This window comes from Geobacillus sp. FJAT-46040 (genome assembly GCF_002335725.1).
In the GTDB taxonomy this organism is placed as follows: domain Bacteria; phylum Bacillota; class Bacilli; order Bacillales; family Anoxybacillaceae; genus Geobacillus; species Geobacillus thermoleovorans.
In genome coordinates this window covers 1823597-1845808 of the sequence record NZ_NISS01000001.1, presented here as the reverse complement: position 1 = coordinate 1845808, position 22212 = coordinate 1823597, and the positions used below count along the sequence as shown (strand labels likewise).

Genomic DNA, 22212 nt, shown 5'->3' with positions numbered 1-22212 from the left:
AGAAAGGGGGGAACGCGCATTCCTCTCCCACTTACTCCCTTTGGTCGTTGAAGTGGGAGTCTCCTGCGCGAAATAGGATGAAACACGACATCGCCGCCAAACTGCTTCAAATCGGGGCCGTCGCCCTGCAGCCGAACGAGCCGTTTACATGGTCTTCGGGCTTGAAATCGCCGATTTATTGCGACAACCGCCTGACGCTCGCTTACCCCGACGTGCGCCGCACGATCGCCGACGGCCTCGCCGAACTCATCCGCACCCATTTCCCTAAAGCGGACCTCATCGCCGGCACCGCAACCGCCGGCATCCCGCACGCCGCCTGGGTGAGCGAGCGGCTTGAGCTGCCGATGTGCTACGTCCGCAGCCAGGCGAAAGCGCACGGCAAAGGAAAACAAATTGAAGGCCAAGCCGAACCGGGCCAGCGCGTGGTCGTTATCGAAGACTTGATCTCGACGGGCGGCAGCTCGCTTGCGGCCGTCCGCGCCTTGAAAGAGGCGGGCTGCGAGGTGCTGGGCGTCGCCGCCATTTTCACATACGGGCTCGAAAAAGCGAAACAGGCGTTTGCCGAAGAGAATTTGCCTGCCTACACGCTTACGGACTACAACACCCTCATCGAAACGGCCGTTCGCCTTGGCGCCGTCAGCGAACACGATCTGGCGACATTGCGAAAATGGCGGGAGAATCCGGAGGAGTGGGGGAAATAAAATCAACGCAAGCGAAAAGGGGCTGACGCAAAAGCCCCTTTTTGATGAAATTTCACCTCACATTTCGCACCCTAGCAGGGCTGAAAGAAAGAATTTTTTATTTCGTTTTTTAGAATAACTTTCCGACCAACACGACGAGCGATGGAAATCCTTTTTTTACCATCGCTAGTCGTTCTGTATCATGTTAGACGTAGATGCTCTCATCCATGCCCAATCCCTGCAGAATCCTTCGCTGATCCGGGTTGAGGGAGCGATCCAGTGCGCGTTGGATGCGCCCGTCTGGCAGCTGGAACAGGACGACGTTCACATATTGAAACAGCTGAAAAATCGCCTGCCCCGTCGGTCGGGTCAGCTTGCGGCCTCCGGCGCCCTTTAATGGGTGTTCTGGTGTGATGAACTGACGCACCCGGCGCTGGAAGACGTGGTAAATGGCCAAGGCCAACAGAAACAAATAGCCCAATACCGCACCCGTTCCGGTTTTTTGACGTAAATCCCATCCGTAAAGTTTCTTCCCTTTTCCTTTGCCCTTTCTTGGCATGTTTTCGTAACAGGGAAAGGAGAGAGAAAAGGTTGATTTCCGCCATTATGCGAACGCAAAAGCAACTGGTGCCAATACGATTGGAGAAGATCGAGCGCTTTCCGTTCAATGATTTGAATGTCTTCTTTTGATGCCAACACATCCGAGCTTGAAACAGAAACGTCTGGGTGTGTTTAGTGCAAAATGGCAGAGCTTCATGGCAAAAAAGGCTTGCCAGTTCCTAAAATCCCCTCTACTGTTTAAGGTTGTGAAGAACAAAACAGTGGAGGTAAAGAAAGGAAACCAAAAAGAGTACACGTACGATTTATCGGATCGCTTAAAACAGCTGTTGTTAGCGAACGGTACTTCCGTCAACTACGATTATGACGTAAATGGCAATATGACTTCAAAAGTCATTCGAACCAGCGACGGCCAGTCTCAAACATTTACTGCTTCTTAAAGAGCAATGGTCGGATGGAACGACGATCGCGTATACGTACGATGGTTTCAGGAACCATTTATGGAAGAGAGAAAGCTCTAAAGTGGGAGATAGGAAGAGCTTATGCAGTGAGAAAAGCTGGGGGTAATATGTATCTTCATGTCAGACCGTGATAACATAAACAAAGGGGGTAAGCTATGTTACTGAAAACATTTCTATTATTAGGAGAAGAAGGGATATCTGACGTTAAAAAAGTTTTTCTATCCTGAAAATACCCGAACTTCAAAATGTGCAAGGTTTCAGAGTTCGACATAGCGGCGTTTTCATCCCTTCGATGGTGACGAAATCTTTTTGTCATGGGAGTCTATATAGATCGTAAAGTGAATTTTCATCTCATGATGTACAATGAACGGGTATAATATGTTTAAAAGGATCCATCTTCCTTGAAAGGAGTGAAAACGTTATGGATTTTGTAAGAGTAATCAAAAACAGCAATGACTTAGAAAAGATCATCGATTTGCCTCAATCATTAAAAAATAGAAAAGTGGAAGTCATTATTCTTCCTTATGCGGATAAAGAAGATTTGGAACAGCCAAAAAAAAGGAATCTAAGAGGGGCTCTGTCCAAATATAAAAATGAGACTTTGCAAGCCCGAGAAAGCGATGCTTGGTCTAAAGCTGTGGTGGATCAATATGAAAATCATTGATGCGAATATTATTTTAAGATATCTGCTTAATGACCATGATGAGTTGTCGGGCAAAGCCGCAACGATTATTGAAGATAACAAAGTATTGTTGCTAAGAGAAGTAATCGTTGAAGTTGTTTATGTTCTTGAAAAAGTGTACAACGTAAAAAATGACGAGATCAGCGATATTCTTTTAGAATTGCTCAAATACGATAATATCGAGGTGGATGATATCGAGGTCGTAGAGGAGGCGCTTGCTCTGTTTGGCAAAAGGCGCTTGGACTTTGTCGATACCCTTTTATACGCCTATAACAAAGTGAAGGGATATCAAGTGTATACTTTTGATAAGAAGTTGGATAAGATGCTTGAGGAATAGCCGGCCATTACGGCTGTTGCGTTCTTCTTTTGGGGAATATGTAAGCGACAAAGGAGAAGATGCCGATGTCCTTGCCTCGGTTTTCCAATGTGTCGTACGAGCAATATTGGGCGTTGCGGGAACAAAGCGATGAGTGGCTTGAATATATTGATGGCGCTGTGTATATGGCTCCGTCGCCAAGCATCAAGCATCAGCTTGTTTCGAGCAACCTTCATACCGAATTGGGCCTTTATTTTCGTGGGAAGCCGTGCAACGTGTTTGCGGCGCCGACCGATATCGAACTGGCTAGCGACAAGTTTCCCGATCGCAAAGTCGTCATTCCGGATTTAAGCGTTATTTGCGATTCAAAAGGGTTTACGGAGACGAAGTATGTCGGCGTGCCTACTCTTATCGTTGAGATCTTGAGCCCTTCCAACCAGGCGCACGATTTAGTGACCAAATTCAATTTGTATATGGCGTACGGTGTGAAAGAGTATTGGGTCGTCAATCCGATGAAAGAGGCGATTACCGTCTATACGCTGAACGAGGAAGGACTGTATGAGCAGGCGGATGTGAAAGCGGGAACGGGTGTGGTGCAGTCGGCATGCTTTCCCGGGCTTGAAGTGGCTCTTGAGGATGTGTTTCGTTGAGACGGATGGCGAGACGTGCATGGAGTTGCATTCGTGATGGCGGCTTGTGGTTGACTCGACAAGTTTGCAAAGCGGGCTGTCCGTAAGGCCAATGCAGCTGGTCTTACGGACAGCCCGCTGTCTTTTATGCGGCACTAGACCGTTTCGGTTTGCGGGAGTTCGCGCAAATCGCCCGATGCCGTGTTGGGCGGCCATTGGGGCGCGTTTACGATGGTTTCGCCGCTTGTTCTTTTTGCCTCTGTTTCATGGTGCGGACGAGTTCTTCATCCGGTGTGACGTAGAGCGTTTGCTCGTTTTCGTAAATGACAAATCCCGGCTTGGCGCCGCTCGGTTTTTTTACATAGCGGATGCGCGTGTAGTCGACAGGCACGGAGCCGGAATGGCGGGCTTTGCTGAAGTAGGCGGCAAGATTCGCCGCTTCCAAGAGCGTCTCGTCAGACGGCTGCTTGTTCCGGATGACGACGTGCGAGCCGGGAATGTTTTTCACATGCAGCCAAACATCGTCCTTATGGGCCAGCTTTGTTGTGAGATAATCGTTTTGTTTGTTGTTTTTGCCAACGAGTATTTCCGTGCCGTCGCTTGCGACGTAGCGGTCAAGCTCGGGTGCGGTTGGTTTGCGCTTTTTTGCTCCTTTCGCCGCGCGCGGGCGCAAATAGCCTTGTTCAATGAGCTCGTCGCGGATTTCCTCGACATCTTTCGGCGAGGCGGTTTCAAGCTGGCTTAAAATCGTGTCGCAATAGGCGATGTCTTCTTTCGTCCGCTCGATTTGTTCTTGAACGACGGCGAACGAGTTTTTCGCTTTTTGGTATTTTTGAAAGTACTGTTGCGCGTTCTCGGACGGCGATTTTTGCGGGTCGAGCGGAATGGTGATGGTGCCTCCGTTTTCGTCGTAGTAGTTTGCGACCTCGATTTCCGTCATGCCGCGCTTTATGGCGTACAAATGGGCGGTGAGCAGTTCGCCGTACAGTCGATAAACGTCGGCTTTCTTTGCTTCTTCGAGCGTCTGTTCGAGCTTTAGGAGCTTTTTCTCGTTTTTCGCCTTTTCGTTCGCCATGAGACGCTCGATGTCATGAGCTTGCTGCTTGACGCGGTCGCGCTCGGCCTTGCCGAAATAAAAGCGGTCCAATAGCTCGCTTGCACTCGCAAACGGTTGGCCTTCGATTTTTAAGTGCTTAAGCGGCAAAACGTAAAACCATTCTTTTTCCCCGTTCGTGTACATCATCGGGGCAAAGCGGCGGCCGCGCACGTCATCGATGAGCGAAAGAAAGCTTTTTGGCAGCGTCGTCCGGTTGGCGAGTCCAGCGCGGAACACCGCCTCATTGGCAAATAGCGGCGAAATGCCGCTGAAGGCGGAAACAAGCTGATGGGCGAGCTTGCCGGCGTGAAAGTCGATTTTTTTCAGCACCATTTCTTCCGTCGCCTCAAGCGGGTTCAGCTTGCCGTGCGTCGGTGGGGCGACGTACGGATGCCCGGGAAGCACCGTCCGGTAGCGGTTGACCGACGGCGGCAAATGTTTCAAGCTGTCGATGATCGTGTCGGTCGATGCATCAACGAGGATGATGTTGCTATGGCGGCCCATCACTTCAATGATGAGCCGCTTTGTCTGCACGTCGCCGAGTTCGTCGCGGCCTTTTGTGTCCATGACGATGATGCGGTCAAAATCGACTTGGCGGACCGCTTCGATGACGCTTCCTTCCAACTGTTTGCGCAGCCGCATGCAAAACATCGGCGGCTCGGATGGGTTGTTGTACGTTTCGTTTGTCAAATGGACGCGCGCGTACGTCGGATGCGCCGACAGCATCACTTTATGGTTATGGCCCCGGGCGCGCACAAGCAGCACGATCTCATACGCCGACGGCTGGTGGATTTTCGTAATCCGCCCGCCCGCAAGCGCCTCTTCGAGTTCACCGACAATGGCGTACGTAAACACTCCGTCAAAGGACATGGAAAACACCTTTCTATTTCGTTTGTTTGCTATTTCGATCTTACCATACGACCCGCCGTTTTGAACATTTCTTTGAATATTACCTGAAGACGGACGAAGATGCCCGACGAACATGTTGCATAAAATGGGGAGGCCCGCTTTTTTGACACGATTTTTTCCCTTATGGGGGAGATGGCGTGGCAAAGGGCCCCACGACTCCTTATGTTTGTGTCGCTAAACATCATGGCGGGGACTATCATTTTTTGGGACATGTATGAATAAGCATAGAGAAGCGGGAACGGCGTGCGAAAAAAATGGAAGGACGGAGGGAGACAGATGCAATGGCATACGCTCGCGGCAAGCGATGTCGCGCACGAGACGAAGACGAATGTCAAGACCGGGCTTACTGCGGCGGAGGCGGAAAAACGGCTGCAGCAGTTCGGGTACAACGAGCTGGCGGAAGGGAAGAAGGAGTCGGCCATCGTTGTCTTTTTTCGCCAGTTTCAAGATTTTATGGTGCTTGTGTTGCTTTTGGCGACGGTGATTTCCGCGTTTTTAGGCGAGTATGTGGATGCGGTGGCGATTGTCGTCATCGTGATCATGAACGCCATCCTGGGGTTTATCCAGGAGCGGCGGGCGGAAAAGTCGCTTGCCGCCTTAAAACGGTTGTCCGCTCCGCAAGCGGTTGTGTTGCGCGGCGGGGAGTGGGTGAAAGTCCCCACGCGCGAGCTTGTTGTCGGCGATGTGGTGAGACTTGCAAGCGGCGACCGGGTCGGGGCCGACATCCGCTTGATTGAGGCGGCCGGCCTGGAAATCGAGGAGTCGGCGCTGACGGGCGAATCAGTGCCGGTGGCCAAATCCGCCGCCCCGCTTCATACAGAACAGGCGTCGTTGGGCGATTTGCACAATATGGCGTTTATGGGGACGCTCGTGACAAGAGGGAATGGGGTCGGGATTGTCATCGCCACTGGGATGAAAACAGCGATGGGACAAATCGCAACGATGCTCGAAGAGGCGGATGCGGGGGCAACCCCGCTCCAGCGCCGGCTCGAGCAGCTTGGGAAAATTTTGCTCGTCGTCGCATTGGCGCTGACGGCAGCGGTCGTGGCCGTAGGTGTCATTCAAGGGCACGACCTGTATGAAATGTTTTTGGCTGGTGTGTCGCTCGCGGTCGCCGCCATTCCGGAGGGGTTGCCGGCCATTGTGACGGTCGTCTTGGCGCTTGGCGTGCAGCGGATGATCAAACGAAACGCCATCGTCCGCAAGCTTCCGGCGGTGGAAACGCTCGGCTGCGCTTCGGTCATTTGTTCCGACAAAACGGGGACGATGACGGAAAACATGATGACCGTCACGCAAGTATGGGCAGGCGGGCGGACATTTGCGGTAAGCGGCGTTGGTCTTGAAACGGATGGCGAGTTTTCTGAACGCGGCCGGACGGTTGATCCGAACCGCGTTCCCCAGCTCGCTCGCCTGTTGACAATGGGGGTGCTTTGCAATAGTTCGGAGTTGAAAGAGGAAAACGGCCGGCGTTACGTCGACGGCGATCCGACGGAAGGAGCGCTGCTGGTCGCGGCGGCCAAAGCTGGATTGGCGAAAGGAATGCTTTTGCGTGAGTACACGATCGAACAGGAGTTTCCGTTTGATTCCGAGCGGAAAATGATGACGGTCATCATTCGCGACCGAAACGGCCGTCGGTTTGTCGTGACGAAAGGGGCGCCCGATGTGCTGCTTGAGCGGGCGGACCGCCTTGAATGGAACGGCCGCGAGCAGGCGCTGACCCCGGCGTGGAAAGAGACGATTGAGAAGGCGATTCGCCAGATGGCGTCTTCCGCCTTGCGCACGATCGCCGTCGCGTATCGGCTGCTTGCGGAAACGGAACGGATCGAGTCGGAGAAGGATGCGGAGACAAAGCTTCGGTTTCTCGGCGTCGCCGGCATGATCGATCCGCCGCGCCCTGAGGTGAAGCAAGCAGTGGCGCGATGCAAAGAGGCAGGCATGAAAACGGTGATGATCACCGGCGATCATGTGTTGACAGCCACCGCCATCGCCAAACAGCTTGGCGTGCTGCCGCCTGGCGGAAAAGTGATGGATGGTGCGGCGTTGTCGAAGCTGTCGGTCGATGTGCTCGAACGCGTAGTTGATGAGATTTACGTGTTTGCCCGCGTCGCTCCGGAGCATAAGTTAAAAATTGTCAACGCCCTCAAGCGCCGCGGTCATATTGTCGCCATGACCGGCGACGGGGTGAACGATGCGCCCGCTCTGAAAGCAGCCGATATTGGCGTCGCCATGGGCCGGTCGGGGACAGAGGTGGCGAAAGAGGCGGCGTCGCTCGTGCTGCTTGATGACAACTTTGCGACGATTGAGGCCGCGATCGAAGAGGGGCGCAACATTTACGAAAACATTCGCAAGTTTATCCGCTACTTGCTCGCCTCGAACGTCGGGGAAATTCTCGTCATGTTGTTTGCGATGCTGCTTGCCTTGCCGCTGCCGCTCGTGCCGATTCAAATTTTATGGGTGAATCTCGTGACCGATGGTTTGCCAGCCATGGCGCTTGGGCTCGACCAACCAGAAGAAAACGTGATGAAGCGGCCGCCGCGCCGTCCCGATGAAGGGGTGTTCGCCCGCGGGCTCGGCTGGAAAATCGTAAGCCGCGGCTTTTTGATCGGCGTTGTTACGCTGGCTGCGTTTCTGACCGCCTATGAACGGAGCGGCGCGGATCTCGTTTACGCCCAGACGGCGGCGTTTGCGACGCTTGTGTTGGCCCAATTGATCCATGTGTTCGACTGCCGCTGCGATCGTTCGGTTTTTGACCGCAGTCCGTTCGGCAACATGTATCTCGTTGCAGCGGTGATCGTGTCGCTGCTTTTGCTCATTGTCGTCATCTATTACCCACCGCTTGCCGCAGTGTTCCATACGAAGCCGCTCGCAGCGGTCGATTGGCTGCTCATCATTGGCTTGTCCGCCTTGCCGACATTTTTGTTTGCTGGCTCGCTTTTTACGAGAAAATAAAAGGATGGATATGTTATAATAAAAAGGGTGATAGAGGAACGCTCTATGACCTTTTCTTTTTCATCAAGGCAACGACGGATGTGATGATATGGTTTACAGCATGACCGGCTTCGGCGCAAGCACAAAAAAAACGGATCGTTTGATGGTGGCGGTGGAAATGAAATCGGTCAACCACCGGTTTTGCGAAATTTCCATTCGCCTCCCTAGACAATGGCTCGTGTTTGAGGATAAAATAAAGAAAGCAATTTTGCCGTACGTGCGGCGCGGAAAAGTGGAAGTGTTCGTCACGATCGCCGGCGAAGGACTTGTAAAGCGGAACGTACATATTGATTGGGATTTGCTCGGCCAATATTGGGCCGGGTTGCAGGAGGCTGCAAAGCGATTTGCCGTTGACGGCAGCGTGACGGCGGCCGAGCTGCTTCGGCTTGATGGGGCGGTCGAAGTGGTGGAAGAGGAAGGAGCGAACGAGGAGGTCGAGCCGTTGCTTTTGACCGCTGTCGATGAAGCGGCAAAGGCACTTGTTGCCATGCGCCGGCGCGAAGGGGAGGCGCTTGCCGCGGATTTGCGCGCCCGTCTTCATGAAGTCGAAGCCGGGGTGGAAGCCATTGAACAGCGGGCGCCGCTTGTTATTGAACAATACCGCGAGCGGCTTGCGCGCCGCCTGCGCGAATGGGCGCCCGCTCCGGTCGATGAGGCGCGCCTGCTCACAGAAGTGGCGGTGTTTGCCGAAAAGGCGGACATTCATGAGGAATTGAAACGCATCCGCAGCCATTTGGCGCAAATGGCAGACGCCTTAGAAATGGACGAACCGATCGGGAGGAAGCTGGACTTTTTGGTGCAAGAGTTGAACCGGGAAGTCAACACGATCGGCGCCAAGGCAAACGACAGCCTGATTGCCGCGCAAGTCGTTGAGATGAAAAGCGTGCTTGAGAAAATGCGCGAGCAAGTGCAAAACGTGGAATAACTGTTTAAAACGACTTATTGGCGGCAACAATATCGGATATGGCAGGTGGGCGTGTCATGATGATGAAATTTATCAATATCGGGTACGGAAACATGGTGTCAGCCGCCCGCATCATTACGATTGTCAGCCCTGATTCGGCGCCGATCAAACGAATCATTCAAGATGCGCGCGAAAGCGGCAAGCTTGTTGACGCGACGCACGGGCGGAGGACGCGCGCCGTCATCATTATGGACAGCGATCACGTCTTTTTGTCGTCCGTGCAGCCGGAAACGGTGGCGAACCGCTTATATGGAAGCGACGATTTCTCCGAGGAAGGGTAGGGTTTTGGGCGTTGAAGAACGAACGTGGGTTGTTGATCGTCATGTCGGGTCCGTCTGGCGTTGGCAAAGGAACGGTGCGCAAGGCGCTGTTTTCGCAGCCGGACATCAATCTTCATTATTCGGTGTCGGTCACGACGCGCAAGCCGCGCGAAGGCGAAGTGGAAGGCGTCGACTACTTCTTCCGCACGCGCGAGCAGTTTGAACAAATGATTCGGGAAAACAAGCTGCTCGAGTGGGCGGAATACGTCGGCAACTACTATGGCACGCCGATCGACTACGTGGAGAAGACGCTTGCCGAAGGGAAAGATGTGTTTTTAGAGATCGAAGTGCAGGGAGCGATGAAAGTACGGCGGGCGTTTCCAGAGGCGCTCTTCATTTTCCTTGCTCCGCCAAGCCTCACGGAGCTTGAAAAGCGGATCATGGGACGCGGCACCGAGTCGAAAGAGCTGATTGAAAATCGGCTGCGGGCGGCGAAAGAGGAGCTTGAAATGATGGACGAGTACGACTATGTCGTGGAAAATGATGAAGTGGAGCTCGCCTGCGAGCGGATCAAGGCGATCGTCATCGCCGAACATTGCCGGCGCGAACGCGTCGCCGAGCGATATAAACGGATGTTGGGGGTGGAATGACGATGCTGTATCCTTCCATCGATTTGCTGATGCAAAAAGTCGATTCGAAATACAAGCTCGTCACGGTGGTGGCCAAACGGGCGCGCGAGCTGCAGGACGGTGCGGAGTTGATGGTGAAAAAGCCGGTGTCGAAAAAATTTGTCGGCCAGGCGCTCGAGGAAATCGCTGGTGACAAGGTCGAATTAGTGGAGGAGGAAAAATAACAACCTAGCTTTAGGTTGTTATTTTTTTCAATGTCGGGGGGTGGCCAACATGATCAAGGGAAAACATATTTTGCTTTGTGTGACCGGGGGGGTGGCGGCGTACAAGGCGGCGGCGCTCACCAGCCAGCTCGTCCAGCGCGGCGCTGAAGTAAAAGTGATCATGACAGAAGGGGCGTGCCAGTTCATTACACCGCTCACGTTTCAAGCTTTGTCGCGCCAGGAAGTGTATGTCGATACGTTTGCCGAAAACAACCCGGCCGTCATCGCCCATATCGATTTGGCGGACTGGGCTGATCTCGTTTTGGTCGCACCGGCGACGGCCAATACGATGGCGAAGCTGGCCGCCGGCATCGCCGACAATATGGTGACGACGACGATTTTGGCGACGAAAGCGCCCGTCTGGATTGCTCCGGCGATGAACGTCCATATGTACGAGCATCCGGCCGTCCAGGCGAACATTGAGCGGCTCTGCCAATTCGGCTACCGGTTCATCGAGCCGTCGGAAGGCTATTTGGCGTGCGGCTACATCGGCAAAGGGCGGCTGGAGGAGCCGGAGAACATCATCGCCCATATCGAGCGCTTTTTTGCCGGTGATCCGCCGCTGTTTCGCGGGAAGCGTGTGCTTGTCACCGCTGGGCCGACGCGGGAGAGGCTTGATCCAGTCCGCTATTTCTCCAACTATTCGAGCGGCAAAATGGGCTACGCCATCGCCGAAGCGGCGGCCCGCTTCGGCGCTTCGGTGACGCTTATCTCCGGACCGACGGCGCTTTCTTCGCCCGATGGCGTCGAGACGGTGGCGGTTGAATCGGCGGAAGAGATGTATGAAGCGGTGATGGCTCGGTTTGCGGAAACGGACATCGTGATCAAGGCGGCGGCGGTCGCCGATTATCGGCCGAAATATGTGGCGGCGTCCAAAATCAAAAAGCAACCGGGTGATTATGTGGTGGAGATGGAGCGGACGGTGGACATCTTGAAAGCGCTTGGTGAGCGGAAAACGGGACAGATTTTAGTTGGATTTGCCGCTGAGACGGACAACCTTGAACAGTATGCGTTAAAAAAGCTTGAAGAAAAGCGGCTTGATATGGTCGTCGCCAACAATGTCACCGAAGAAGGGGCAGGGTTTGCCGGCGATACGAACATCGTCACCATCTTCCGCCGCGACGGCGTCGTTCGGCCGCTGCCGCTCATGACGAAACGCGAGGCGGCCGAGGAAATTTTAAAAGAAATTCACGCGTATATCGAGGCGATTCGATGAAAGTAGCATCCGTGATTGTCGATGTCCCGTCCCGGCAGACGGACCGCCCGTTTGATTATTTGATTCCGGAACGCTGGCAAGGCATCATCCAGCCGGGCATGCGGGTGACGGTGCCGTTTGGGGCGCGGCGTTTGCAAGGGTTTGTCGTTGATGTGAAAGACCATTCCGACATCAAACAACTGAAACCGATTGAGCATGTGCTTGATGTCGTGCCGGTGTTAAACGAAGAGCTGCTTGATCTTGGCCGCTATTTAACGGAAACGACGCTTTGTTTTGCCATTTCGGCGTACCAGGCGATGCTGCCGGCAGCGATGCGGGCGAAATATGAAAAAACGCTCCGTTTGACAGATGAAGAGAAGAGAGAGAGGTTGCCAGATGAGGTAAAGCCGCTGTTTGCCGGGCGGACGGAAGCCGCTTGGAAAGAGGTTGAGGCGGCCGGTTTATGGCGGGCGGCGCAAAAAGCGGTGCAGCAGGGCGTGCTCGAGGCGGTCTACAAGGTGAAAGAAAAAGCGGGCAAGAAAACGGTGAAGCACGCCGCTCTTGCCATTCCATCGGAACAGGCGAAACAGGAGCTCGGGTCGCTGCCGGCAAGACAAAAAGAGGTGCTTTCATTTTTGCTTGAAAAAGGGAAGGCGGCGTCGGTTGCCGAACTGCAAGCGGTGCTTGGCGTCTCCTCAGCGCCGCTGAAAGCGCTCGTCGACAAAGGATTTGTGGTGCTGAACGATGTCGAGGTGTACCGCGACCCGTACGAGCATCGCACGTTTCAGCCGAGCGAGCCGCCGGCGCTCACCCAGGCGCAAGAGGCGGCGTTGGCGAAGATCGCCGCTTCGGTGCGCGCTGGGGAGCATCGCACGTTTTTGCTGTATGGCGTCACCGGCAGCGGGAAGACGGAAGTGTATATGCAGGCGATTGATGAAGCGTTGCGCCAAGGAAAGGAAGCGATCGTTCTCGTGCCGGAAATTTCGCTGACGCCGCAAATGGTCGAGCGCTTCAAAAGCCGGTTCGGCTCGAAAGTAGCGGTGCTTCACAGCGGGCTGTCGGTCGGCGAAAAATATGACGAATGGCGGAAAATTCACCGGAAAGAAGTGCAGCTTGTCGTCGGTGCGCGTTCGGCGGTGTTTGCCCCATTTGAAAACTTAGGGATGATCATCATCGATGAGGAGCATGAGACGAGCTACAAGCAAGAAGAAATGCCGCGCTATCATGCGCGCGATGTCGCCATTTACCGCGCTCGCCGCCACAGCTGCCCGGTCGTGCTTGGCAGCGCCACCCCCTCGCTTGAGACGTTCGCCCGCGCCGCCAAAGGGGTGTACGAGCTGCTCGAGCTGCCGGAGCGCATCAGCGACCGCGGCCTGCCGGACGTTCATGTCGTCGATATGCGCGAGGAGCTGCGAAGCGGCAACCGTTCGATGTTTTCACGCCGGTTGCTTGACGAATTGCGCCGCCGGCTTGAGCGCGGCGAGCAGGCAGTGTTGCTGTTGAATCGACGCGGTTATTCGACGTTTGTCATGTGCCGCAGCTGCGGCTATGTCATCCGCTGTCCGCACTGCGACATTTCGTTGACGTACCATCGCGCCGGCGAGCGGATGAAATGCCATTATTGCGGGCATGAAGAGCCGCTTGTCCCTCGCTGTCCATCGTGCGGAAGCGAACACATCCGCTTTTTCGGGACCGGCACGCAAAAAGTGGAAGAAGAACTGGCGAGGTTGCTGCCGAAAGCGCGCGTCATCCGCATGGATGTCGACACGACCGGCCGCAAAGGGGCGCATGAAGAGCTGCTTTCCCGTTTTGCCGCCAAGGAAGCCGATATTTTGCTCGGCACGCAAATGATCGCCAAAGGACTTGATTTTCCGAACGTCACGCTTGTTGGTGTGCTGGCGGCCGACACGATGCTTCATTTGCCCGATTTCCGCGCCGCGGAAAAAACGTTCCAGCTGTTGACGCAAGTGAGCGGGCGCGCCGGGCGGCACGAGCTGCCCGGCGAAGTCATCATTCAGACGTATACGCCTGACCACTACAGCATTGAACTGGCCGCCCGCCACGACTACCGCGCCTTTTACCAGCGGGAGATGGCGCTGCGCAAAGCGCACGGCTATCCGCCGTACTATTATTTGACGCTCATTACCGCCGCCCACGAAGAGGCGCCGGCTGCGGCCAAAGCGGCGGAAAAGATCGCCGCCTATTTGCGCAAGCATCTGTCGCACGAAGCGGTCGTTCTCGGCCCGGTTGCCTCGCCAATCGCCCGTCTTCACGATAGATATCGCTACCAATGCATGATAAAATACAAACGGGAGCCGAATTTGACCGCGGCGCTCAAGGCGGTCATCGACCGCTACCAAGCCGATGCCGCCCATGGCGGAGTGACGATTACGGTCGACACGAATCCGTATATGATGATGTGAAGATGGAGGAATGACATTGGCCGTTTTGTCGATTGTGATGCATCCAAATCCAATTTTGGAACAGCCGTGCGCGCCGGTGACGATATTTGACCATCGGCTCGGGCGGCTGCTTGACGATATGTATGAAACGATGCTTGCCGCTGACGGGGTGGGCCTAGCTGCCCCGCAAATCGGCGTCGCGGAACAGGTTGCGGTCGTTGATGTCGGAGATGAGCACGGACGCATTGAGCTCATCAACCCGGTCGTGATCGAGGCGCGCGGCGAACAAGTGGATGTTGAAGGCTGTTTGAGCTTTCCTGGTTTGTTTGGCGAAGTGCCGCGCGCGAAATTTGTGAAAGTGCGGGCGCAAAACCGGCGCGGCCGCCCGTTTACGCTTTCCGCGACCGGTTTTTTGGCGCGCGCCCTGCAGCATGAAATCGACCATTTGCACGGCGTGCTGTTTACGTCGAAAGTGATTCGATATTGCGATCTTGAAGAATTGGAAGGATAGATGCCAATGACGAACATTGTGTTTATGGGAACACCTGACTTTGCCGTGCCGATTTTGCGCCAGCTGCTTGATGACGGTTATCATGTTGCAGCGGTCGTCACCCAGCCGGATAAGCCAAAAGGGCGGAAGCGCGAGCCCGTTCCGCCCCCGGTGAAAGTGGAAGCGGAGCGCCGCGGCATCCCGGTGCTGCAGCCGACAAAAATTCGCGAGCCGGAGCAATACGAACAAGTGCTGGCGTTTGCGCCCGATTTGATTGTCACGGCTGCGTTCGGGCAAATTTTGCCGAAAGCGCTGCTTGATGCACCAAAATACGGCTGCATCAACGTCCATGCCTCGCTTCTGCCCGAGCTGCGCGGCGGGGCGCCGATCCATTACGCCATTTGGCAAGGGAAAACGAAAACGGGCGTCACGATCATGTATATGGTGGAGCGGTTGGACGCCGGCGACATGTTAGCGCAAGTCGAAGTGCCGATTGCCGAAACGGATACGGTCGGCACGCTCCATGATAAATTGAGCGCCGCCGGGGCTAAACTACTATCAGAAACGCTTCCACTTTTATTGGAAGGAAACATTGCGCCCGTTCCGCAAGATGAGGAGAAAGCGACGTATGCGCCGAACATTCGCCGCGAGCAGGAGCGGATCGATTGGACGCAGCCCGGCGAAGCCATTTACAACCATATTCGCGCCTTCCATCCGTGGCCGGTCACGTATACAACGCAGGATGGGCACATTTGGAAGGTTTGGTGGGGTGAAAAAGTGCCGGCGCCCCGTTCGGCGCCGCCGGGCACGATTTTGGCGCTCGAGGAAAACGGCATTGTCGTGGCCACCGGCAATGAGACAGCCATTCGCATCACCGAATTGCAGCCGGCCGGAAAAAAACGGATGGCGGCGGGCGAATTTTTGCGCGGCGCCGGCAGCCGGCTGGCGGTCGGCATGAAGCTAGGAGAGGATCATGAACGTACGTGAACTTGCTTTAGATACGCTGTTAGCCATTGAACAAAAAGGAGCGTACAGTCATTTGCAATTAAACGAAGCCATTCAAAAAGGACGCCTTGACGGGCGCGATGCGGCGCTGTTGACCGAGATTGTCTACGGCACGGTGCAACGGCGCGACACGCTCGATTATTATTTGGCGCCGTTTTTGCGCAAGGCGCGCCGGCTTGAGCCGTGGGTGCGCGTGCTTCTTCGGTTGACGCTGTATCAAATGGTGTATTTGGATCGTGTTCCCGACCGCGCCGCCGTCTTTGAAGCGGTTGAAATCGCCAAACGGCGCGGCCATCGCGGCATTGCTTCACTTGTCAACGGCGTATTGCGGGCCATCGGCCGCGAGGGGCTGCCGTCGATCGAGGCGGTTGATGACGCGGGCAAGCGGCTCGCCCTTGCCACCAGCCATCCCGAGTGGCTCGTTCGGCGCTGGATCCAGCAATATGGTTATGAAGAAGCGGCGCGCATGTGCGAGACGAATTTGCGCCCGCCGCAATCAACGGCCCGCGTCAACCGGCTGCGTGCGACTGTCGAAGAAGCGCTTGAGCGGCTGCGCGCTGAAGGGATGCAGGCAATCCCTGGCCATGTCGCTCCGGAGGCCATCCGGGCGGAAAAAGGGAATTTGGCTCATACGGAGACGTTTCGCGCCGGTTGGCTGACGATTCAAGATGAAAGCTCAATGCTTGTCGCTCGAGCGCTCGACCCAGCCCCCGGCGAGCGGGTGCTTGACTGCTGCGCGGCGCCGGGCGGGAAAACGACCCATATCGCCGAGCGGATGGACGGGCGCGGCGAGGTCGTTGCTGTTGATATCCACGAACGTAAGGTAATGATGATCGAACAGCAGGCCAAGCGGCTCGGGCTTGACAACGTTGCGACGCTCGCCCTTGACAGCCGCCGGCTCGGCGAGCGGTTTGCCCCGGAATCGTTTGACCGCGTTTTGGTCGATGCGCCGTGCACTGGATTCGGCGTCATTCGCCGCAAACCGGAGATCAAATATACGAAAGGGAAAGACGCCATCGCCGCGCTTGTCGAGATTCAGCAAGCCATTTTGCGGGCGGCCGCCCCGCTTTTGAAAAAAGGCGGTACGCTTGTCTACAGCACATGCACGGTGGAGCGCGAGGAAAATGAAGAAGCCATCGCCCGCTTTTTAGCGGATCATCCGGACTTTTTCCTCGACGCCAGCCTTGCCGAACGGATGCCGGAACCGGTGCGGCCGCATGTGAAAGGCGGCATGTTGCAGCTTTTGCCGCATCATTTTGACTCTGACGGGTTTTTTATCGCCCGACTGCGAAAGAAGGTGTAAAAGCATGGAAATGGTTCGTCCGGCTGCCCGCCGCTCTGTCGGCGAAACGCAGCCTCCGTTGCCATCGATTTATTCGCTCACGCTAGACGAATTGAAGGAATGGCTTGTCGCTCAAGGCGAAAAGCCGTTTCGGGCCACGCAAATTTACGAGTGGCTGTATCAAAACCGTGTCACCGATTTTGCCGACATGACGAATTTGCCGAAGCGGCTGCGCGAACAGCTAGCGTCATCGTTTTCGATCACGACGTTGAAAACCGTGGTCAAACAAACGTCTAAAGACGGAACGATCAAATTTTTGTTTGAGCTCCATGACGGCTATTCGATCGAGACGGTGCTCATGCGTCATAACTACGGCAATTCGGTGTGCGTCACGACGCAAGTCGGCTGCCGCATCGGCTGCACGTTTTGCGCTTCGACGCTCGGCGGACTGAAGCGTCATTTAGAGGCGGGCGAGATCGTCGCCCAAGTCGTGCAAGTGCAAAAGGCGCTCGATGACACGAATGAACGCGTCAGCAGCATCGTCGTCATGGGCATCGGCGAGCCGTTCGACAACTACGATGCGCTCATCAAGTTTTTGCGCATCGTCAATCACCCAAAAGGGTTGAACATTGGCGCCCGCCATATCACCGTTTCCACCAGCGGCATCATCCCAAAAATTTACCAATTTGCCGATGAAGGAATGCAAGTCAACTTCGCCATTTCGTTGCATGCACCGACGAATGAGCTGCGGACGAAACTCATGCCGATCAATAAAGCGTACCCGCTGCCCAAGTTGATGGAGGCGGTTCGGTATTACATTGAAAAAACCGGCCGGCGCGTGACGTTTGAATACGGATTGTTCGGCGGGGTGAACGACCAGCTTGAGCACGCCGAGCAGTTGGCCGAGCTGATTAAAGGGCTGAAATGCCATGTGAATTTGATTCCGGTTAACTACGTGCCGGAGCGCAACTATGTGCGCACGCCGCGCAGCCAAATTTTCGCCTTTGAACGGGCGTTGAAAAAACATGGAATCAATGTCACCATTCGCCGCGAACATGGACACGACATCGATGCCGCCTGCGGACAGCTTCGCGCGAAGGAGCGAAAAGAGGAGACGAGGTGAATCGGATGCGAGCCGTTTTCCGAACTGACATCGGCCAAATTCGCGAACATAACGAAGACAGCGGCGGCGTATTTGTCAATCAAAGCGGCCAATATTTAGCGGTCGTCGCTGACGGGATGGGCGGCCATCGCGCCGGTGATGTGGCCAGTTCCATGGCGGTGGCGTATTTGCAGGAGCGATGGGAGAAAGAGAGTAGCCTTGCTTCGCCGGCTGAGGCGGAGCAATGGCTCAAGACGCAAATTGCGGCGGCGAACGAACAACTGTTTCGCCATGCCTGTTCCCACCCGGAATGTCAAGGAATGGGGACGACGGTCGTCGCCGCCGTTTGCGCTAATTCGTTTGCGACGGTTGCCCATATCGGCGACAGCCGCTGCTACGTGCTCAACAAAAGCGGAATTCAGCAGCTGACCGACGACCATTCGTTGGTCAATGAGCTCGTCAAAAGCGGGCAACTTTCGAAAGAAGCGGCTGAGCATCATCCGCGCAAAAACGTGCTGCTGCGGGCGCTTGGCACGGAACCGGCGGTGAAAATCGACGTGAAAACAGTGGCGCTCGACGAGGGCGACATGTTGTTGTTATGTTCGGACGGGTTGTCCAATAAAGTGCCGGAAGCGGACATGATACATATTTTGACGGGTGCCGGCACGCTGGAAGAGAAGGCGGAGGCGCTTATCCAGCTCGCCAACGGGCGGGGCGGAGAAGACAACATTTCGCTGGCGGTCATCGATGTTTCAGCGGAACGTGAAGGTGGGTGATCGGCGTGCTCATTGGAAAGCGATTGAATGACCGCTATAAAATCATCAGCCTCATCGGCGGCGGCGGCATGGCCAACGTGTATTTGGCCCGCGATATGATTTTGGAACGCGATGTTGCTGTCAAAGTGCTCCGCCTTGATTTTGCCAATGATGATCAGTTCATCAAACGGTTCCGCCGCGAGGCGCAAGCGGCGACGAGCTTAAACCATGAACATATCGTCTCCATTTATGACGTCGGCGAAGAGGAAGGCGTCTATTACATCGTCATGGAATATGTGCGCGGCGCGACGCTGAAGCAATACATCCAGCAGCACGCTCCGCTTCCGGTCGAACGGGCGCTTGGCATCATGGACCAGCTGACATCAGCGATCGCCCATGCCCATGAGAACGGCATCATCCATCGCGACATTAAACCGCAAAACATTTTGCTTGATGAGCACGGCAATGTGAAAGTGACCGACTTCGGCATCGCTGTGGCGATGAGCGGCACGACGATCACGCAGACCAACTCTGTGCTCGGTTCGGTTCATTATTTGTCGCCGGAGCAGGCGCGCGGGGGCATCGCTACTGAAAAATCGGACATTTATTCACTCGGCATTGTCATGTTTGAACTCGTCACCGGTCGGCTGCCGTTTTCCGGCGAATCAGCCGTTTCGATCGTGTTGAAGCACTTGCAGGCGGAAACGCCGTCGCCGAAGGCGTGGAATCCGGACATCCCGCAAAGTGTGGAAAACATTATTTTAAAAGCGACGGTGAAAGACCCGTTTTACCGCTACCAATCCGCGCGCGAAATGAACGAGGACATTCGGACAGCGCTGGATCCAAGGCGGCGCAATGAGCCGAAATTTACCGTACCCGATGACGATGAGGAAGCGACGAAAGCCATTCCGATGATCAAACATGCGGAAAGCGCGGCGTTGGAGCAAGAGACGCTTGTGTACGAGGAAAAAACGAGCGAACCGGTTCATACGACGGGCGAACCGAAACCGAAGCGGAAACGGGTATGGATTGCCTGGCTTGTGGCTGCCTTGCTGTTCATTGGAGCTGCCGGCATCAGCGCGGTCACATGGATTCCGGACCTCATTTTTCCAAAAGAAGTGACGATGCCGAACGTGGTCAACAAAAACTATGATGACGCTGTTGAACAGCTGTCGTCGCTCGGTTTGGAAATCAAAGATACGATCGATGTAGAAGATGATCAAATCGAAGAAGGAAAAGTCGTGCGCACCGATCCAGAAGCCGGCATGACGGTGAAGAAAGGTGCCGGCGTCATTATTTATAAAAGCATTGGAAAAAAGAAAATCGAATTTCCAAGCTTCATTGGCGATGATATTGCTGCGGCGGAGGAGGAGCTGCGCGCCGAAGGATTTACCCGCATCACACGCAGCGGCCGCTACAGCGACAAGCCGGAAGGGACGATTTTGGATCAATACCCGTACGCCGGTGATGAAGTCGTGCCTGATGAAACGGAAGTGATGTTCACCGTCAGCCTCGGGCCGGAGAAGGTCACCGTTAAAGATTTGACTGGCTATACGGAAAAAAGCGTGCGCGACTACGGCGCGGATCAAGGGCTGCGCATTGACGTGAAGTACGAGTATTCGGACGAGGTGCCAGAAGGGCTTGTCATTTCGCAAACTCCAGCGGCGAACGAGCGGGTAAAAAAAGGGGAAACCATCACAGTCGTCATTTCCCGCGGGCCGGAGCCGAAGCCGTCCAAAACGGTAGTGAAAGAGATTATGATCCCATATGAACCGGCGATGCCGGGGCAAATGGTTGAAGCCCAGCTTTACATCCAAGATGCCACCCACAATATGTCAACGCCATACAAAACATACCGGCTGACGGCGCCAGCGACCGAGATGGTCGAGTTTGAAATTCCATATGGGGAGACCGCTTATTACCGCGTCATTGTCAACAATGTCGTCAAAGAGGAAGGATCGATCCCGTACCCAGAAAATAACGGAAAAAAGGGGTGAGGCTATGGCGGAAGGGCAAATCATTAAGGCGTTAAGCGGATTTTATTACGTCCTGTCCGAAGGCCGCGTGTTCCAATGCCGCGGGCGCGGTGTGTTCCGCAAGAAAAAAGTGACGCCGCTCGTCGGCGACCGCGTCGTTTTTCAGGCGACGAGCGAAACGGAAGGCTATATTTTGGAGATTGGCGAGCGGCAAAATGAGCTTGTGCGGCCGCCGATTGCCAACGTCGAACAGGCGATTTTAGTCTTTTCGGCTGTAAGCCCGGACTTCAGCGCCAAGCTGCTCGACCGCTTTCTTGTCTTGGTTGAATCGAAACGCATCACGCCGATCATTGTCATCAGCAAAATCGATTTGTTGGATGGCGAATCAAAAGAAGAGATTGCCCGCTACGTGCATGATTACCGGCGCATCGGCTACGACGTGATTGAAACGTCAGCAGTGACCAAGGGCGGCCTCGATGAACTGGCGTTGCGCCTTCGCGGCCGCGTCTCAGTCGTCGCCGGGCAGTCCGGCGTCGGCAAATCGTCCCTATTAAACGCGCTCCGTCCGGATTTGCGGTTGAAAACGGGCGACATTTCCACCCATTTAGGGCGCGGCAAGCATACGACCCGCCATGTCGAACTGCTTGAGGTCGCCGGTGGGCTTGTCGCCGACACCCCAGGGTTTAGTGCACTTGAGTTCGACCAGATCGAGCTTGACGAATTGCCGCATTATTTTCCTGAATTCCGAACGTACGGGGAAGGGTGCAAGTTCCGCGGCTGCCTTCATATCGCCGAGCCGAAATGCGCTGTGCGTGAGGCGGTCGAGGCCGGGGAGATTCCGTCGTACCGCTATGACCACTACGTTAGTTTTGTTGCCGAAATGAAAGAACGAAAGCCGAGGTATTGAACATGATTCGAATTGCGCCATCGATTTTATCAGCCGATTTCGCCCGCCTGGCTGAGGAGATTCGTTCGGTCGAGGAAGGCGGGGCGGATTGGATTCACGTCGATATCATGGACGGGCATTTCGTGCCGAATTTGACGTTCGGTCCGCCGGTCGTGGCCGCCATTCGACCGGTGACGAAGCTGCCGCTTGACGTCCATTTGATGATCGCCGACCCGGACCGATACATTCCGGCGTTTGCGAAAGCGGGCGCGGATGTGATTTCCGTCCATGTTGAGGCGTGCGTGCATTTGCATCGGACGATTCATTTTATCAAAGAACAAGGCGTCAAAGCCGGGGTGGTGCTCAATCCGCATACACCGGTCGAGATGATCCGCCATGTGATCGGTGATGTCGATCTCGTCTTGTTGATGACGGTCAATCCAGGGTTTGGCGGACAGGCGTTCATTCCGGCGGTCGTGCCAAAAATCCGTGAGGTCGCCCGGATGGCCAGCGAACAAAATAAAGAGGTCGATATTGAGGTCGACGGCGGCATCAATGCGGAAACGGCGCCGCTTTGCGTGGAAGCCGGGGCGAACGTGCTTGTCGCCGGCTCGGCCATCTACAATGAACGGGATCGAGCCGCCGCCATTCGCACGCTTCGCGAAGCGTGCGCCAACTAGCCAA

At 55.1% G+C, this 22212-nt stretch carries 20 protein-coding genes and 2 pseudogenes; 20 read left to right on the top strand and 2 right to left on the bottom strand.

The window, feature by feature from the left end; all coding sequences use genetic code 11:
* The first annotated feature begins 77 nt into the window (after window positions 1-77).
* Window positions 78-701, top strand: coding sequence for an orotate phosphoribosyltransferase (pyrE, locus tag CD000_RS09725; protein WP_033016098.1), 624 nt, complete (start codon window positions 78-80; stop codon window positions 699-701).
* Window positions 702-885: 184 nt separating this feature from the next.
* Here the strand turns inward: pyrE and CD000_RS09720 are convergent.
* Window positions 886-1205: pseudogene (locus CD000_RS09720) on the bottom strand (IS1634 family transposase); the annotation flags it as partial.
* Window positions 1206-1435: 230 nt separating this feature from the next.
* On the opposite strand from CD000_RS09720, the pseudogene CD000_RS09715 reads away from it, so the two are divergent.
* From CD000_RS09715 to CD000_RS09700, 4 genes and pseudogenes are all read left to right on the top strand, one after another.
* Window positions 1436-1675, top strand: a pseudogene (locus tag CD000_RS09715) (RHS repeat domain-containing protein); the annotation flags it as partial.
* Between the two features lie 445 nt (window positions 1676-2120).
* Window positions 2121-2363, top strand: coding sequence for a hypothetical protein (locus CD000_RS09710; protein ID WP_011230660.1), 243 nt, complete (start codon window positions 2121-2123; stop codon window positions 2361-2363).
* Window positions 2350-2718, top strand: a complete 369-nt coding sequence (locus CD000_RS09705; RefSeq protein WP_033012322.1) for a type II toxin-antitoxin system VapC family toxin — start codon at window positions 2350-2352, stop codon at window positions 2716-2718. The genes CD000_RS09710 and CD000_RS09705 overlap by 14 nt, the downstream gene beginning before the upstream one ends.
* 65 nt (window positions 2719-2783) lie before the next feature.
* Complete coding sequence (locus tag CD000_RS09700) at window positions 2784-3347, top strand: Uma2 family endonuclease (protein WP_096225546.1); 564 nt, start codon at window positions 2784-2786, stop codon at window positions 3345-3347.
* Window positions 3348-3552: 205 nt separating this feature from the next.
* Here the strand turns inward: CD000_RS09700 and CD000_RS09695 are convergent, their stop codons facing one another.
* The gene (locus tag CD000_RS09695) at window positions 3553-5292 is read right to left on the bottom strand and encodes an Rqc2 family fibronectin-binding protein (protein ID WP_096225545.1); all 1740 of its coding nucleotides are present in this window, start codon (window positions 5290-5292) and stop codon (window positions 3553-3555) included.
* 315 nt (window positions 5293-5607) lie between these two features.
* Between CD000_RS09695 and CD000_RS09690 the strand changes: the two genes are divergently transcribed.
* From CD000_RS09690 to rpe, 15 genes are all read left to right on the top strand, one after another.
* Entirely contained in the window at window positions 5608-8280 is a 2673-nt protein-coding gene (locus CD000_RS09690; protein WP_096225544.1) for a cation-translocating P-type ATPase, read from the top strand.
* Between the two features lie 88 nt (window positions 8281-8368).
* Window positions 8369-9244, top strand: a complete 876-nt coding sequence (locus tag CD000_RS09685) for a YicC/YloC family endoribonuclease (protein WP_020278162.1) — start codon at window positions 8369-8371, stop codon at window positions 9242-9244.
* 56 nt (window positions 9245-9300) lie between these two features.
* Window positions 9301-9564 carry an extracellular matrix/biofilm regulator RemA gene (gene remA / locus CD000_RS09680; RefSeq protein ID WP_096225543.1) on the top strand — a complete coding sequence of 88 codons (264 nt, stop codon included), beginning with the start codon at window positions 9301-9303 and terminating at the stop codon, window positions 9562-9564.
* A gap of 11 nt (window positions 9565-9575) precedes the next feature.
* Window positions 9576-10193, top strand: coding sequence for a guanylate kinase (gmk, locus tag CD000_RS09675; RefSeq protein WP_011230667.1), 618 nt, complete (start codon window positions 9576-9578; stop codon window positions 10191-10193).
* Between the two features lie 2 nt (window positions 10194-10195).
* Window positions 10196-10396 (top strand): DNA-directed RNA polymerase subunit omega, encoded by a 201-nt coding sequence (gene rpoZ, locus CD000_RS09670; protein ID WP_011230668.1) that lies wholly within the window; start codon window positions 10196-10198, stop codon window positions 10394-10396.
* Between the two features lie 49 nt (window positions 10397-10445).
* The gene (gene coaBC, locus CD000_RS09665; RefSeq protein WP_096225542.1) at window positions 10446-11651 is read left to right on the top strand and encodes a bifunctional phosphopantothenoylcysteine decarboxylase/phosphopantothenate--cysteine ligase CoaBC; all 1206 of its coding nucleotides are present in this window, start codon (window positions 10446-10448) and stop codon (window positions 11649-11651) included.
* Window positions 11648-14053, top strand: coding sequence for a primosomal protein N' (gene priA, locus CD000_RS09660; RefSeq protein ID WP_096225541.1), 2406 nt, complete (start codon window positions 11648-11650; stop codon window positions 14051-14053). The genes coaBC and priA overlap by 4 nt, the downstream gene beginning before the upstream one ends.
* Before the next feature lie 16 nt (window positions 14054-14069).
* Window positions 14070-14543: a peptide deformylase gene (gene def, locus CD000_RS09655; protein WP_096225540.1), complete on the top strand. Its 474-nt coding sequence runs from the start codon at window positions 14070-14072 to the stop codon at window positions 14541-14543.
* Window positions 14544-14549: 6 nt separating this feature from the next.
* Window positions 14550-15509, top strand: coding sequence for a methionyl-tRNA formyltransferase (gene fmt / locus CD000_RS09650; protein ID WP_014195414.1), 960 nt, complete (start codon window positions 14550-14552; stop codon window positions 15507-15509).
* A complete protein-coding gene (gene rsmB / locus CD000_RS09645) occupies window positions 15496-16830 on the top strand; it encodes a 16S rRNA (cytosine(967)-C(5))-methyltransferase RsmB (protein ID WP_011230673.1) in 1335 nt (444 codons plus the stop codon). Before fmt ends, rsmB begins: the two co-directional genes overlap by 14 nt.
* 4 nt (window positions 16831-16834) lie before the next feature.
* A complete protein-coding gene (rlmN, locus tag CD000_RS09640; protein ID WP_020278167.1) occupies window positions 16835-17932 on the top strand; it encodes a dual-specificity RNA methyltransferase RlmN in 1098 nt (365 codons plus the stop codon).
* A gap of 5 nt (window positions 17933-17937) precedes the next feature.
* A complete protein-coding gene (locus CD000_RS09635) occupies window positions 17938-18687 on the top strand; it encodes a Stp1/IreP family PP2C-type Ser/Thr phosphatase (protein WP_011230675.1) in 750 nt (249 codons plus the stop codon).
* 5 nt (window positions 18688-18692) lie between these two features.
* Window positions 18693-20663, top strand: coding sequence for a Stk1 family PASTA domain-containing Ser/Thr kinase (pknB, locus tag CD000_RS09630; RefSeq protein WP_096226272.1), 1971 nt, complete (start codon window positions 18693-18695; stop codon window positions 20661-20663).
* A 4-nt stretch (window positions 20664-20667) separates the two neighbouring features.
* The gene (gene rsgA, locus CD000_RS09625) at window positions 20668-21549 is read left to right on the top strand and encodes a ribosome small subunit-dependent GTPase A (protein ID WP_014195416.1); all 882 of its coding nucleotides are present in this window, start codon (window positions 20668-20670) and stop codon (window positions 21547-21549) included.
* Window positions 21550-21551: 2 nt separating this feature from the next.
* A complete protein-coding gene (gene rpe, locus CD000_RS09620) occupies window positions 21552-22208 on the top strand; it encodes a ribulose-phosphate 3-epimerase (protein WP_068895298.1) in 657 nt (218 codons plus the stop codon).
* Window positions 22209-22212: the final 4 nt, after the last annotated feature.